The sequence below is a fragment of the Vibrio algicola genome (assembly GCF_009601765.2).
GTDB classification, from domain to species: Bacteria; Pseudomonadota; Gammaproteobacteria; order Enterobacterales; family Vibrionaceae; genus Vibrio; species Vibrio algicola.
Map to the genome: position 1 here is coordinate 916,328 of NZ_CP045699.1, position 13,977 is coordinate 930,304.

Annotated in this window: 13 protein-coding genes; 6 read left to right on the plus strand and 7 right to left on the minus strand. The window is 40.4% G+C overall.

The features are described from left to right. The first annotated feature begins 446 nt into the window (after positions 1-446). A complete protein-coding gene (locus GFB47_RS04170; RefSeq protein ID WP_153446777.1) occupies positions 447-1,130 on the plus strand; it encodes a MalM family protein in 684 nt (227 codons plus the stop codon). A 69-nt stretch (positions 1,131-1,199) separates the two neighbouring features. Here GFB47_RS04170 and GFB47_RS04175 read toward each other — a convergent pair whose 3' ends face one another. The 7 genes from GFB47_RS04175 to GFB47_RS04205 form a co-directional block, all read right to left on the minus strand. Next, on the minus strand, positions 1,200-2,213 hold the full coding sequence (locus tag GFB47_RS04175) for a LacI family DNA-binding transcriptional regulator (protein WP_153446779.1): 1,014 nt from the start codon (positions 2,211-2,213) through the stop codon (positions 1,200-1,202). A gap of 129 nt (positions 2,214-2,342) precedes the next feature. Continuing rightward, entirely contained in the window at positions 2,343-2,681 is a 339-nt protein-coding gene (locus tag GFB47_RS04180) for a PTS lactose/cellobiose transporter subunit IIA (RefSeq protein ID WP_153446781.1), read from the minus strand. A gap of 41 nt (positions 2,682-2,722) precedes the next feature. After that, complete coding sequence (locus GFB47_RS04185) at positions 2,723-4,132, minus strand: GH1 family beta-glucosidase (RefSeq protein WP_153446783.1); 1,410 nt, start codon at positions 4,130-4,132, stop codon at positions 2,723-2,725. Positions 4,133-4,214: 82 nt separating this feature from the next. Next, positions 4,215-4,520, minus strand: a complete 306-nt coding sequence (locus tag GFB47_RS04190) for a PTS sugar transporter subunit IIB (RefSeq protein WP_153446784.1) — start codon at positions 4,518-4,520, stop codon at positions 4,215-4,217. Positions 4,521-4,588: 68 nt separating this feature from the next. After that, complete coding sequence (locus GFB47_RS04195; protein WP_153446786.1) at positions 4,589-5,950, minus strand: PTS sugar transporter subunit IIC; 1,362 nt, start codon at positions 5,948-5,950, stop codon at positions 4,589-4,591. Positions 5,951-6,336: 386 nt separating this feature from the next. Continuing rightward, the gene (locus GFB47_RS04200; RefSeq protein ID WP_153446788.1) at positions 6,337-7,242 is read right to left on the minus strand and encodes an ROK family protein; all 906 of its coding nucleotides are present in this window, start codon (positions 7,240-7,242) and stop codon (positions 6,337-6,339) included. A gap of 158 nt (positions 7,243-7,400) precedes the next feature. Next, the gene (locus GFB47_RS04205) at positions 7,401-8,681 is read right to left on the minus strand and encodes a PTS sugar transporter subunit IIC (protein WP_153446790.1); all 1,281 of its coding nucleotides are present in this window, start codon (positions 8,679-8,681) and stop codon (positions 7,401-7,403) included. A gap of 187 nt (positions 8,682-8,868) precedes the next feature. Here GFB47_RS04205 and GFB47_RS04210 point away from each other — a divergent pair, with 187 nt between their 5' ends. From GFB47_RS04210 to GFB47_RS04230, 5 genes are all read left to right on the plus strand, one after another. After that, positions 8,869-9,174 carry a PTS sugar transporter subunit IIB gene (locus GFB47_RS04210; RefSeq protein WP_153446792.1) on the plus strand — a complete coding sequence of 102 codons (306 nt, stop codon included), beginning with the start codon at positions 8,869-8,871 and terminating at the stop codon, positions 9,172-9,174. Between the two features lie 180 nt (positions 9,175-9,354). Further along, complete coding sequence (locus GFB47_RS04215; protein ID WP_153446794.1) at positions 9,355-10,677, plus strand: PTS sugar transporter subunit IIC; 1,323 nt, start codon at positions 9,355-9,357, stop codon at positions 10,675-10,677. 88 nt (positions 10,678-10,765) lie between these two features. Beyond that, positions 10,766-12,163, plus strand: a complete 1,398-nt coding sequence (locus tag GFB47_RS04220) for a glycoside hydrolase family 1 protein (protein WP_225874293.1) — start codon at positions 10,766-10,768, stop codon at positions 12,161-12,163. Positions 12,164-12,241: 78 nt separating this feature from the next. Beyond that, positions 12,242-12,550: a PTS lactose/cellobiose transporter subunit IIA gene (locus GFB47_RS04225; RefSeq protein WP_153448145.1), complete on the plus strand. Its 309-nt coding sequence runs from the start codon at positions 12,242-12,244 to the stop codon at positions 12,548-12,550. Between the two features lie 220 nt (positions 12,551-12,770). After that, positions 12,771-13,733 carry a LacI family DNA-binding transcriptional regulator gene (locus GFB47_RS04230; protein WP_153446795.1) on the plus strand — a complete coding sequence of 321 codons (963 nt, stop codon included), beginning with the start codon at positions 12,771-12,773 and terminating at the stop codon, positions 13,731-13,733. Positions 13,734-13,977 lie beyond the last annotated feature (244 nt).

Genomic DNA, 13,977 nt, shown 5'->3' on the forward strand with positions numbered 1-13,977 from the left:
GGTTTCTTAATCTGTGGGAAATTATATGAAGTGAAAGATTTGAAATGATTGAATAAAATCACAGTTGACTAGAGGTGATGGGAGCCATGAAACAAAATATTCCGTCTAAGCTTGATAGCTAAATCACACTATGATTAATTACACTTGGAGGTGTGACTCATAAGGTGTTGTATTGTAATGATATTATCAAGTTCAAGTAAATAATTTATTATCGGTTTTTATTTGGGATAAACCGGTTTGTTTCATGGATATAAAAAAAAGATGTGAAAGTACGCATGGTAAATGGGATCTTGCCTGAAAGAAAAATACGGCGCTTGGTGAAAGGTTTCATAAGGGTGAAATATTTCAAAAAGTAGCGATCGCCCGAAATGACAGAAGTTGCAAGCAAGCAATAAAAGCCTCAATCTATAGTTAAAGCCATTGGAATTATCGAGCAGGAAAGAAGCATGAAAAAAATAATCGCATTAAGTGTATTGCTACTATTAACAGGTTGCGCGGATAAAGATGGTAATATTTTAAATCCGAACTTATTTGGGCCGAGCAAAACCAATGAAATAGCAGAAGCGAAAAGCGTTGATGGCAAGACAAGTGTTGATTTAATTCAATCGCTCGACAAGCAAGCAGTGACCGCGCAGCATTTTTCAGATCTCACCCCATTTGTGATGAGTGGTGATCATATTGAAAATTTAACGATTAGTCAGAAAGACAAAGTTATGCACTTGGATTCAGGTAAGTCCTTTGTTCGCTTAATTAAGTTAGCACCGATTAATGATGGTCAGAAACTCAATATTAATAGTTATGCGCGTGAGACAGTTTTTGCACCTTACGCTCAATTATTAAATAAAGATTTTTCTGCCATAGAGGGGGAATATCAGTCTACGTTTAAGTCACAAGTTCTGCGCGAAAGAGATCGTTATGAAATGGTAATTAATATCGATAGCACCAACAAAACGGCCCAATATATCGCGATTTACACCCATAAAGATGTGCTCGGAAAAACCAAACAACTGACCGATCCTGAGCAAGCCTATAACAAAGAAAATGGCATTAACCAGCCACCAAGACCTTGGTATACAACGATTAATGCGCCTGTAGGCAGCATCTCTTTGAATTTAGTGACACAGGAATAATTTAGGTATTTAAATAGACGCTATTTTGATATGAATAGGAGACAAGAAGGCGGCCAATGGTCGCCTTTTTTAGATCTGACGGGGTGACACTGAATTGCGAGTAATTAATGTGCCGTTTAAAATTTCCGTACTCGGCTCTAATGGCTTGCCTGAGGCTAACTTCAAGGCCTTTTCCATTGCTAGTGTGGTGACTTTATGAATAGGGATATCGATAGTCGTGAGCTCTGGTGTGAAAAAAGTACCAATCATTTCATTATCAATACCGATAACAGAGACATCTTCCGGTACACGAATACCCGCCTCTTTTAATGCCTTAATGGCGCCAATCGCCAGCATATCATTGAAACAAAAAATAGCGCTAAATGGGTTCATGAGCCGTTTGTCTAACAAGCTTTTACAAGCATTATAACCATCATGAATTTTTCCTTCAGTATCTTCTAGCAACTGCGGATTAAAAGGGTACCCATGCTTGGCTAATGTTTCAGTCGCACCTTGCAGACGAAATTGCCCCGTTGAAGTCGCAAGAGAAAGCGTAATGATCGCGACTTGCTGATGATTATTTTCAATTAAGTGATTAATGGCGAGCTCGGCGGCATAATATTGATCAAATGCCACAGCATGACCTAAACCATCGGGTAGACTTCGATTAATCACCACCAAGGGGACAGAAAGGGATTGTTGCAGATTAAGGTAATCGTCCGTGCTCATGGTTCGGCTGTAAATAATAATTACATCGCATTTTCGAGCATCTAACGAATGTGCCGCTTCGATTTCACGCTCAACTTCGTTATGTCCGTCAATAACAACTAATTGCTTACCAGCATCATAGCCAATACGTGTCGCCTCTTTTAAGAGTATGCCGAAGTAATAACCATCAAAAGATGAGACCACTAAGCCAATACTATTCGAACTGTTGGTGGCGAGCGCTTGAGCTAAACGGTTGGGTTTATAGTTAAGCTCTTCCATTGCTTGGTAGATCAAGTTTCTGGTTGCCTCTTTCACTTGACCTTTAGCGTTAATCACGCGTGATACCGTTGCTTTAGAGACACCTGCCAGCTTACATACATCATTGATTGTTGCCATAATTATTGTCTGATCTCATCAAAGTACAGGAATATAGAGCCAATAAAAAAGGATCTAGCTAAGTTTATGGATTACTTTGGCTAGATCCTTATTATCTAATACATGCTACCAATAGTAACGGTATCGAGGTTATTTTTGAATGCTTCTGTGAAGCGAAATGAGTTCTTCAATTAATTCACGCGCGAGCATCGCTGTCATGATGTGATCTTGTGCGTGTACCATGATTAAGTTTACTGGGACTTTGCCTTCACCTTCATCTAGGCCTATCAATCCAGTTTGGACATCATGAGCACGTTTAGATGCGGCAGATGCTTGCGCTAAAAATGTATCTACGTCATCCCATTGGCCTTTCTTCGCGGCATATAAAGCCTCCATTGCACAAGACTTTGATTCACCCGCATTGATGATAAGTTCCATTACTGCTGATTCTAGTGCTTCGCCACTAAGAACATCTTGATCATTTGACATAATTATCCCTTCTAATTTGATGTGTTTTAATTATTTTCTATTTATAGATCTTGGCCGCGAGATTGAATGATCCCGTGGTACCAATGGAAAGAGTCTTTCTTTTTACGCGCTAAATTGTCGTTATGATCGACATAAATAAAGCCATATTGTTTTTTATATCCATTGAGCCAGCTGAGAAGATCGATGGCAGACCAAGCAAAATAACCTTTAATATGCACGCCATGCTGAATGGCTTGCTTCACCGCGCTGAGGTGCTCAGAAATGTATTCGATACGCGGAGTATCACGCACATCGCCATCAATAATCGGATCTTCATCACCCAAGCCATTCTCAGTAATATAGAGTTTGATTTGACCATATTGTTGTTTCAGCATATCCAAACCATCTACAAATCCATCGGGTGAAATTTCCCATCCCCACTTGGTGTAGCGTTTATCATCCATCATGACACTGCGATAAACATGATCAAAACTTGGCTTACCAGGGCGGCCTGTCGCATTTTCACGAGTAAGTTCAACGGACTGTACTGGGCCGGTTAACTTTTCGACACGAACTGGTTGATAATAATTTAGTCCCATAAAATCATTGAAAGGGGCGGCCTTTTTGATGATTGCCAGTTCTTCTAAAGTCCAATCGGGTAAGTAACCTTGTTGCTCTAACCGTTCGATAACGTATTCGGGATAGCGACCCAAAAGAACAGGATCGTAATACCAATTTAATTGATATTGATTAGCATGATTAGCGGCAAAAATATTATCTTGTTGTTCATCAATCGCAAAAGCGGGTGCAAAGACATTGCTCAAACCAATCTCGCCAAATAAATTTAATTCTTTATAAGCTAATACTGCTAATGCGTGGGCGTAAAATACATTGTGGGTGGCTTGGAAGTATTTCTTAGGGTCGTTTTGAATGCCGGGTGGGTGAGCGCCTTCGAGATAACCATGGCCACAAAATACCACAGTTTCATTAAAGGTAATGAAGTGCTTGACGCGATCGCCAAATGCTTTGAAACAAGTGGAGGCATATTGTACAAAGGCTTGAGCGGTGGTTTTGTTGAGCCAACCGCCGGCTTTTTCTAACGTTAAAGGTAAATCCCAATGGTATAAAGTAATGAAAGGGACAATGCCATATTTTAAGCATTCATCAATTATATTGTTGTAAAAATCAATGCCTTGTTGGTTGATCTTACCGGTACCTTCAGGGTAGATGCGCGCCCATGAAATGGAAAAACGATAAGATTCTAATCCCATCTCCGCCATTAAAGCGATGTCTTCCTTGTAGCGATGATAATGATCAACGGCAACATCACCATTGGTATTTTCGAATGTTTTGCCAGGGATTTTGCTGAATTCATCCCAATTGGTTACGCCTTTGCCATCTTCATTCCACGCGCCTTCAATTTGATAAGATGCGGTGGCAGCACCAAATAAAAAATCGTTTGCAAATTTCATGTGGTTTCCCATTTATTCATATTAAATTTAATCGTTATGATCCCCAACATCGCCTTAGCCACTTGAGGGACTTAAGCGTTTATTACCCCATCAGTTTTAATGTGTCAGCGAGGATTTTATCGCCTTTTATCATGCCGTAATCCATCATGTCGATGACCTCTACACGCTTACCTACACCATTGGCAATGGCTTGAAATTCGGCTTTCTTAAAGCGGATTTGTGGGCCGAGTAAGAAAATGTCGTAGCTGTTTAAATGATCTTGGAATGTCTCTGCGCCGTATGCTTGTATTTCTACATCAATGCCTTTAGCTTGCGCAGATTCTTCCATTTTTTTCACCACCATCGAGGTTGACATGCCCGCGTTACACAGTAATAAAATCTTTTTCATATTGAATGCCTTTATATTTATCTTGTTTGAGATTGCCACTGGATAAGTGGCAATCCATTTATTGGTTATTACATTGATTGTGCAGGGTTTTTCATCTCAGATTCTTCTGGCTGGGTGTCTTCGTCACTTCCAGCTTCTTGAGATAATGCCAATCTGTCTTGGTATTTAAAGAATGGGAAATATACCGCAACCGTCATAGCGCAGACTACGACTTGCAGTAGTGCTGCGCTCCAGCCGCCAATGATGAATCCACCGAGAATAATAGGAGTTGTCCAAGGCACTTGTATTGCGCTGAACGGACCGACTAAGCCAACATCGATACATAGGTAAACCATAGTGACGGAGATCATTGGTGCAAGTAAGAAAGGCACTAACATGATTGGATTGAAAATGATTGGTGTGGCAAAAATAACGGGTTCGTTAATATTAAACAGGCCAGGAATTACCGCAATTTTACCGATTTGCTTCATTTGCACAGAGCGTGAAAATAACAACATGCAGATAACTAAGCCGAAAGTAAGGCCTGCACCGCCCACGGTAATAAATTGATCGATAAATTGTTGTGTCACAATTTTAGCATTGTCACCAGCAACTAAAATGCCACCGCTGTTAATAACATCTTGATTATGAAGTGCATTAGCTACGAATATCGGCCCCATTATACCGCTTATAATCGCGGTGCCATGTACGCCACACCACCATAGTAATGAGATAAGCATGGCAACAATAAGCGCACCGAAATAAGAGTCGGAAAGGTTTTGTAGCGGTGCTTGTACAATAAAGTAAATGGTTTCAATAAAAGTTTTATCAAATACAGCTTCAAAGAAAATGTAAGTTAGGAAAGCCAAAGTGATAATGACAAAGCCAGGAATGAGAGATTTAAAAGCATTAGAAACCCCTTCAGGCACTTGTTCTGGTAACTTAATTACCCAATTACGATTTAGCGCGGTGGCGTAAATTTTACCTACGATTAGACCAATAATAATGGCACCAATCATACCTTTACCGCCTAAATAGGCCTTTGGGATCACACCACCAATCTCGGTAATACCATCAGGTGCGAGAACAAAAGATTTCATCACAATCAGAAAAGATACAATCCCAAGAATGCCAGCGTTAGCACCGTTATAGCCTTCGTTTTGTACATAAGTGTAAGCAATACCAAATACGGCTATGACGGCTAAAATATCAAATGTTGCACCAACGACTTGAAATAATGGTGTAGTCCACGCATCACCAAAAATGCTGGCCATAAAACTGCCATAGCCAGGGATTGGCACAAAGGCAATTAAAAGAAAGACGGAACCAATAATGGTGAGTGGCATGGTTAGCATAAAGCCATCTTTAATGGCGGTGATAGGCTTTGAAGTTACAACTTTAAGTACTTTTGGCAGTACTTTATCAATTATGCTCATTTTGTCTGTATTCATGTATCCCCCGGTAAATATAGAATAGTTATAATTGTCTAAATCAAAATGTAACCGGTTACAGAGACCGGTTACAGCGGGTTTTTAATAAAACTTGATAACTTTCACATTCCTAAGATTTTGACTAAAAGAAGCGTGGGATATATCCCAATGTAGGTTTGCCCATGAATCAAAATTGAGGTTGTTTCATGGAATGCTCATTTGGTGATTGTGATTGCTTGAGGTACAGGTTTTGACTAGGTAAACCGTGAATACTTGGTGTAATGCACTGTATTTATTTGTTTTTTAGATAATAAATAATGAACAATGATTCAAAAATATTTACTCGGTAAGTTTGAGGTATGTAGAAATGTGGAGAAAACAACGTAAATTGATTATCAAGTAATGGCTTAGTCTGTGCTTTGTCTTTGCAAATAATGGTACAAGGCGCCAATCAAATTGGCATCGTTACCGGCCTGACAAACACTAAGTTGTGGGCGGACGCTAGAAAAGGGATTCTCAATAAAGATTTGATCGAGCTTCTGTTCTATGCGAGCAATAAAATCCGTTCGACTACTAATTGCACCGCCTAATATAATTCGATTGGGATCGCTAATGTATTGCACGTTATAAATACCATAAGCGAGCATTTGGTACCATTTATCGATCACGGCTTGAATACGTTGGTTACCACTTTCTGCCAGTTCAAAGACTTGCTTACCGTTAAGTTCATGTTCTTGCAATCCAAGCACTTTTGCGCTGTTTTGGATCAGTGAACGAGTGGCGGCGCAACCACTTAAGGTTACCGGTCGACCTGCATCATCGACTCCGACAAACATATAACCAAACTCGGCGCCGTGTAGGTGCTGGCCGTGGTGGACCTTACCATCGATAACCATTGACCCACCAACACCGCTGCCAATCACTAACAGACAAAAATCATCAACTTCTTTTGCCTGCCATAATTCGGCCAAAGCGGCACAGTTGGCATCATTTTCGATCTCGCAATTAATATGGTAATGGTGCTCAACATATTCTCGAAAGTTGGGACCGTGTAAATAACGCAAAGCACTGTGACCATAAATGACACTCGAATCACAATCGACGGAACCTGGCGCACTAATAGCAAGGCCAATAATATAATATTGCTGGAAAAGGTGTGATAAGTTCAGGTCAAACTGTTGCCAAAAGTCATCGATTGAAGTCGTAGGGCTAGGATAATCTCCCTTTACAATAATGACCCCTTGTTGGTTCATTACGGCATATTTGACCGCACTTCCACCGATATCTAAAGCCAAATAATACTGTTGTTTCATATACCATACCTTTTAGAAAAAGCGCGTTCATAGTGACGTATGGCTACAATTTATCAATATCGAGCGGTTGTCGAGCTACCTTTATGACCAATTTGAACGATATCGTACAAAAAAGATGTGAAATTACGTCGGTACTCACATTTTATTGATGAAACTTGCTATGAAGAAGAATGAGTTTCTTGGGAAATTAATTGTTTTTCATACACCTTAAAGAAAGGTCGATAAATCATCCAAGAATTAAACATCGCAAACAGCACCATCAAGATGTTATGCCAACTCCCATTTGAAGATAACGATGCACCAATCGGGGCGGGCATCGACCAAGGCAACATTGAAATAAAAGGGTCTAACAAACCAAGCTGAGTAAAATGCCATGCAAGAGTGGCGTTGATTAATGGCACACATACGAAAGGAAGAAAGAACATTGGGTTCATGATAATCGGAAATCCAAACAAAATCGGTTCGTTGATATTAAACATAGAGGGAATAAGCCCTATTTTTCCCACTGAGCTTAATTGTTTTGAACGACTTTTTAGCGCCATAAAAACCAGAGGCAAAGTCGAACCCACTCCACCAATTAACAAATAATAATCCCAGAAACCTTGCAAATAGATATGAGGAACCGGCGCACCTGCGGCTAACGCTGTTTGGTTGGCAATAAGTCCACTGAGCCAAAACGGATTCATAATGCCGGTAACAATTAATGATCCGTGGATCCCCATAAACCACAGCAGTTGGCAAAGCAATAGCGAGAGAAGCACGGCGGTTAATGTATCGCTGGCAATCACCAAAGGTTTGAATATGTCAGTGATTAATTGCGGAAAATACAAACCAGTATAATGTTTTAAAGTTAAGTTAATTATCGCCAAAGACAACATGATAAATAACAAAGGTAAGATTAATTTAAAACCATTACGGGTAATGAGCGGTACTTCTTCTGGCATATCGAAATACCATCCCTTGCGATAAAAAAATCGGATCACTTCAATACTGTATATGCTTGAAATAATAGCGGTAAATAAACCATTACCACCTAGGTAACTGCCAGGTGATGCGTGTTCAATGGTTCCGGTTAACAATAAGAAAGCCACGCAACCTGTTAAGCCTGATAAACGTTCTGGAATACCATATTGCTTGGCCAAACTGGCACTGGCACCAAAGGCAATAAACAAAGCAATTAACCCCATGGTGTGCTCAAACATGGTAGAAAAAAATGCTCGGTACTCTAATAGAAACGCATTAATGCTTGGGTAATTCGAAGGATTAAAGGGCGGAAAAATAAAAGGAACAAATAGGCTGCCCACAACAATAAACGGCATCGAAATCTGAAACCCATCTCTGATCGCAATTAGGTGTTTACTGCTCGCCAACCAATTAGCAATTGGTGAAATGTGACGTTCGACACGTTTCATAAGCAGTCGATTGGTTTGCTGATCCATTTTTTCTCGCTTGAATTGTTTAACTAGATCTCATTTTGCCAGATTTTTCTCTGCAATCGAGTGATCAAATTCACATTTAAGTTTCCAGGCTTTGGAAACCGGTTTCCAAAAAGTTTCCACATGATAACTTAGTGACATCGAAACACACTTTGTTTACTTAATATGTTAAACCAAAACTGAGGTTATTATGAAAAAAATTATGCTTTGTTGCTCTGCTGGTATGTCGACCAGCATGTTAATGAAAAAAATGATCGCGGAAGCCGATAAGCGTGGTTTGGAAGTGGATATTCAGGCTTTTGGAGCATCAGAGTTTGACCAGCATGCCCCTCATTTTGAATGTGTCCTTTTAGGTCCACAAATTAAATATATGCAAGCCGATTTACAAAAGAAAGCGGATCCATACGGCATTAAAGTAGAACCAATCAATATGATGGATTATGGCATGCAGAAGGGCGATAAAGTCCTCGATCATGCATTATCTTTGATTGGCTAATTCCTTTGATAGAGAAATAGTTTGAATGGACGAGTACAAAAAAATAAATAAAACGTACCGCCAACGACATTAACCTTCGCTTACTGTTATACCCAAGTAACATCCCCCCTGACTTACGTTGCTTGGGTATAGGTGCCTTAGAAGAGGCATTGAATAATACGACTACCTTAAGGACATCTCATGAGCTCTATCAATGATGCATTGACGAACTTTATTGAACAAAAGGTTACGCCAATTGCTGGGCGTATCGGAAATCAAAGACACGTAACTTCGATCCGTGATGGATTTATCTCTGCTCTACCTTTCATGATTGTTGGTTCATTCATGTTGGTGTTTATCTTCCCTCCATTTTCACCTGACACTTCTTGGGGATTTGCACAAACATGGTTAGGTTTTTCTAACGAATACCGCGAGCAATTAATGTTGCCGTTTAACCTGAGTATGGGCGTGATGACGTTCTTTATCTCAACTGGGGTCGCGGCAAGTTTAGCGCGTCATTATGATTTAGACCCACTTGCGACAGGCTTATTAGCGTTAATGTCTTTCTTATTAGTGGCCGCGCCAATTGAAGATGGCAAGTTAGTGATGACCTATTTTGGTGGGCCGGGTATTTTTACCGCGCTGATCACCGCGATTTACGCAACTGAAGTATATGCCTTCTTAAAACGTAAAAATATTACGATTAAACTGCCACCAGAAGTGCCTGCTGGGGTGGCTCGCTCGTTTGAAATCTTGATACCAGTATTAGTGATTATCTTAACACTTCATCCTTTGAACTTATTCATTGAAGCTGAAACGGGCATGATTATTCCGCAAGCGATCATGTCAATGCTTGAGCCTTTAGTCTCTGCTTCGGATTCGCTACCAGCTATTCTACTGGCGGTCTTGGTGTGTCAAATTCTATGGTTTGCGGGTATTCACGGCGCTTTAATTGTGACCGGAATTATGAATCCATTTTGGTTGGCTAATTTAGCGGTAAACCAAACAGCACTAGCCAATGGCATGGAGCCACCAGTTATCTTCCTACAAGGATTCTGGGATCACTACTTACTGATTGGTGGGGTAGGCTCTACGTTACCACTTGCGTTTATGTTGGCTCGTAGCCGCTCAATTCACCTGAAAACCGTGGGTAAGTTAAGTACGGTGCCTGCACTGTTTAATATCAACGAACCGCTATTGTTTGGTACACCAATCATTATGAATCCTGTGATGTTTATTCCATTCGTGTGCGTGCCAATGATTAATGCGGTAGTGGCTTACTTCGCTTTGAAATTTGATTTAGTTGCACGAGTCGTTTCAGTGACACCATGGACAACACCAGGGCCAATAGGGGCATCGTGGGCAGCAAACTGGGCATTGAGTCCTGTGATTTTATGCTTTATCTGTATGGCGATTGCCGCTGTGGTTTACTTACCATTTATCAAGGCGTATGAAAAACAGTTACTTGAAGATGAAGCCAAGCAACATGCGGAAGAAACTCAAGGTCAAACTGCAACTGCATAATGTCACTCACGAATAGATTAGTCACTGCGGTAAGCTTTATTCCGATAATTAAAGATTACCGCAGTTCAAAAAATTGAAAAGGATACCAATGATGCAACATCAATTTCCGAAAAATTTTTGGTGGGGAAGCGCTTCGTCTGCGACACAAACAGAAGGTGCTGCATTTGAAGATGGTAAAGGTGAAAACATTTGGGACCATTGGTACAAGACACAACCGAATCGATTCTTTGGTGATGTCAGTGCAACCGATGCGTCGACGTTTTACCAACACTATCGTAGCGATATTGCGCTAATGAAAGAGATTGGACATAACTCTTTTCGTACCTCTATTTCATGGTCTCGTTTAATTCCCAATGGTTGTGGTGAGGTTAACCCTAAAGCGGTTGAGTTTTATAACAATGTAATTGACGAAATGTTGGCGCAAGGCATTGAACCTTTTATTAACTTATTTCATTTTGATATGCCAATGGCAATGCAAGAAATAGGCGGCTGGGAAAGCCGTAAAGTGGTCGAAGCCTACACTGAGTTTGCCGCAACGTGTTTTGAGTTATTTGGTGACCGAGTTAAGTATTGGTTTACCTTTAACGAGCCCATTGTGCCGGTTGAAGGTGGTTATTTATATGACTTCCATTACCCGAATGTTGTAGATTTTGGTCGTGCGGTCACCGTCGGTTATCACACTATGTTAGCGCATGCTAAAGCGGTAGCGAAATACCGTCAATATCAACAAAAAAACCAACAACAGGAGGGACAGATTGGCATTATTTTAAACTTAACGCCGTCTTACCCTCGCTCGCAAAACCCTGCTGATTTAAAAGCGGCCAATATTGCGGACCTGTTGTTTAATCGTAGTTTTCTAGATCCATCAGTAACCGGTGAATTTCCTCAAGGGTTAGTTGATTTGTTAACTGAACATGGTCAAATGCCTGTGTGTGAAACCGGCGATCGTGAGATCATTGCGGCAGGGAAAGTAGATATACTTGGGGTGAATTATTATCAGCCTCGCCGAGTCAAAGCGCGATTAACGGCTGTTGATACTAATGGTCCATTTATGCCGGAATGGTTCTTTGAAAACTATGAAATGCCAGGGCGTAAGATGAACCCTCATCGTGGCTGGGAAATCTACGAAAAAGGCATTTATGACATCATGACTAACTTACGTGAAAACTACGGCAACATTCCATGCTTTATTTCAGAGAATGGTATGGGTGTTGAAGGTGAAGATAAGTTTTTGAAGGATGGACAAATCCAAGACACATACCGAATCGAGTTTATTCAAGACCACCTGTCTTGGTTGCATAAAGCGATTCAAGAAGGATCGGATTGTCGCGGTTATCACCTTTGGACCTTTATTGATAATTGGTCTTGGAATAATGCTTATAAAAATCGTTATGGCTTCTATAGCTTAGATTTAGCCACGCAAACCAGAACCAAAAAATTAAGCGGTGAGTGGTTCGCAGAAGTATCAAAAAATAATGGTTTTTAGTTTTTTATCGTTAAACCACCTTAAGCATCAAATTAAAACACAAATTAACTGAAGAATGACTGGGAAAACAAAATGGATATGGATTTAGAAGAACAAGTTATGGGTATTATCATTAACGCGGGTCAATCAAAAAGCCTTGCCTTTGAAGCATTATTTGCCGCCAAAGCGGGTGAGTTTGATAAAGCCGAAGCGCTAATGAAAGAGTCACAAGAGTTTGCTAATTTGGCTCACTTAGTTCAAACCAAATTAATTGAAGCGGATGAAGGCGAAGGAAAAACCAAGATGACGCTTATTATGGTACATGCTCAGGATCACTTAATGACCAGTATGCTGGCAAAAGAAATGATGGCAGAGTTGATTGATCTGCATAAGCGTCTCGCTGCTTAAATATAGAATTAAAAATTCCCTAGGTCTGCTTATTAGAATATGGATTAAGACAATAAGTAGACCGATTTTTATATTTAAGTCACTGTGAAGTAGAAGTAGCGAGGACGATTCGTTTCAACACATTTTGTTAATGGTTGATGTGAAGCTAATGCTAGATAACCTATCGAAAAGCAGGGTATAATCGACTATTCATTCGTAGTATGAGTAAATAGAGAACTCAATGGCAACCATCACAGATGTATCAAGATTGGCTAATGTATCAAAAGCGACCGTATCGCGTGTTATGAGCGGCAGTCGTGGTGTGCGTGAAGATAGTCGATTAGCTGTGTTAAAAGCTGCTCAAGAACTCAACTATAGCCCCAACGTTGCCGCGCAAAACTTAGCCACTCAATCGAGCCATTATGTTGGTGTGGTGCTCAACACTTCAGACGCTGCCAGTGTCACCAGTTACCTTCCTGCCATTTCGCGTAAACTTAAAGCGATGAATAAATTAATGCTGGTGCAATTTGCCGAAAGTGTGGATGAGCAACAACATGCATTGTTTGAACTGAATTCGCAATGTGAAGCGGTGATAATGATTAATGGCACCATCAACACTTCGGCGTTTGAGAACGTCTTGCACATGGATGGTATGCTCACCGATGTGCAAACTTCGGTTGGATTTGATTATCAATTTGCAGCAGAAAGTGCCTGTCGTTATTTACTCGGAAAAGGACATCGAAAAATCGCTTTGTTGGTAGATGATTTAACACAAGCCAATTGTTCTGAATTATTGAATGGTTATAAAAATGCGATTCAAAATTTGTCGTTGCCTTATGATCGCCGTTTAGTGATTGAAGCGAAACAAAATCCAGAACAATCGTTACTGGGTTTAATTAACAGTTTTACTCAATATAGCGCCATCGTAGTAAAGCGAGACAGTTACGCGGCTGAAGCAATGCGTTTAATGCGTCAGTTTAATATCCAAGTACCCGAAGACGTCTCGGTGATTTCCTTAGAAGATTCTCCGCTTGCTCAACAACTCAACCCAACCGTAACCTGCATTAGTCATTCTAGCCATCAATTGGCACAAGTGTGCATGGAGAACCTTGAGCAAATGCTTGAGAAAACCAGCCTAAAAATGAAAGATAGCCCGTTGATTTCGGGTCGCTTAGTCTGCCGTGAATCGGTTGCAGACCTTTAAATTTTCCCTCCTTCGTTTTACCTAATTACCTCGTTAATTTTCTGATGTTAAAGAGTGCTTTATACCAATTCTATTTAATATTTGATCAATTTGAATACGCCGAAAAGACGCGGCTCCGTCCTTGGTCACTTGATAAAAGGCCATCCATGGCCTTTGACACTTTTCTCTGTACTCAATTTTGAACAATCATTAAATTTATGGAATGGGTATTCGTCGCTGAAACTTGTAACGTGAAGTGAGTTGG

Coding starts and splice junctions, on each gene's coding strand:
- GFB47_RS04195 (WP_153446786.1), bottom strand. CDS start 5,950: ATGAATACAGACAAAATGAGCATAATTGATAAAGTACTGCCAAAAGTA.
- GFB47_RS04200 (WP_153446788.1), bottom strand. CDS start 7,242: ATGAAACAACAGTATTATTTGGCTTTAGATATCGGTGGAAGTGCGGTC.
- GFB47_RS04220 (WP_225874293.1), top strand. CDS start 10,766: ATGATGCAACATCAATTTCCGAAAAATTTTTGGTGGGGAAGCGCTTCG.
- GFB47_RS04190 (WP_153446784.1), bottom strand. CDS start 4,520: ATGAAAAAGATTTTATTACTGTGTAACGCGGGCATGTCAACCTCGATG.
- GFB47_RS04180 (WP_153446781.1), bottom strand. CDS start 2,681: ATGTCAAATGATCAAGATGTTCTTAGTGGCGAAGCACTAGAATCAGCA.
- GFB47_RS04205 (WP_153446790.1), bottom strand. CDS start 8,681: ATGGATCAGCAAACCAATCGACTGCTTATGAAACGTGTCGAACGTCAC.
- GFB47_RS04170 (WP_153446777.1), top strand. CDS start 447: ATGAAAAAAATAATCGCATTAAGTGTATTGCTACTATTAACAGGTTGC.
- GFB47_RS04215 (WP_153446794.1), top strand. CDS start 9,355: ATGAGCTCTATCAATGATGCATTGACGAACTTTATTGAACAAAAGGTT.
- GFB47_RS04225 (WP_153448145.1), top strand. CDS start 12,242: ATGGATTTAGAAGAACAAGTTATGGGTATTATCATTAACGCGGGTCAA.
- GFB47_RS04175 (WP_153446779.1), bottom strand. CDS start 2,213: ATGGCAACAATCAATGATGTATGTAAGCTGGCAGGTGTCTCTAAAGCA.
- GFB47_RS04210 (WP_153446792.1), top strand. CDS start 8,869: ATGAAAAAAATTATGCTTTGTTGCTCTGCTGGTATGTCGACCAGCATG.
- GFB47_RS04230 (WP_153446795.1), top strand. CDS start 12,771: ATGGCAACCATCACAGATGTATCAAGATTGGCTAATGTATCAAAAGCG.
- GFB47_RS04185 (WP_153446783.1), bottom strand. CDS start 4,132: ATGAAATTTGCAAACGATTTTTTATTTGGTGCTGCCACCGCATCTTAT.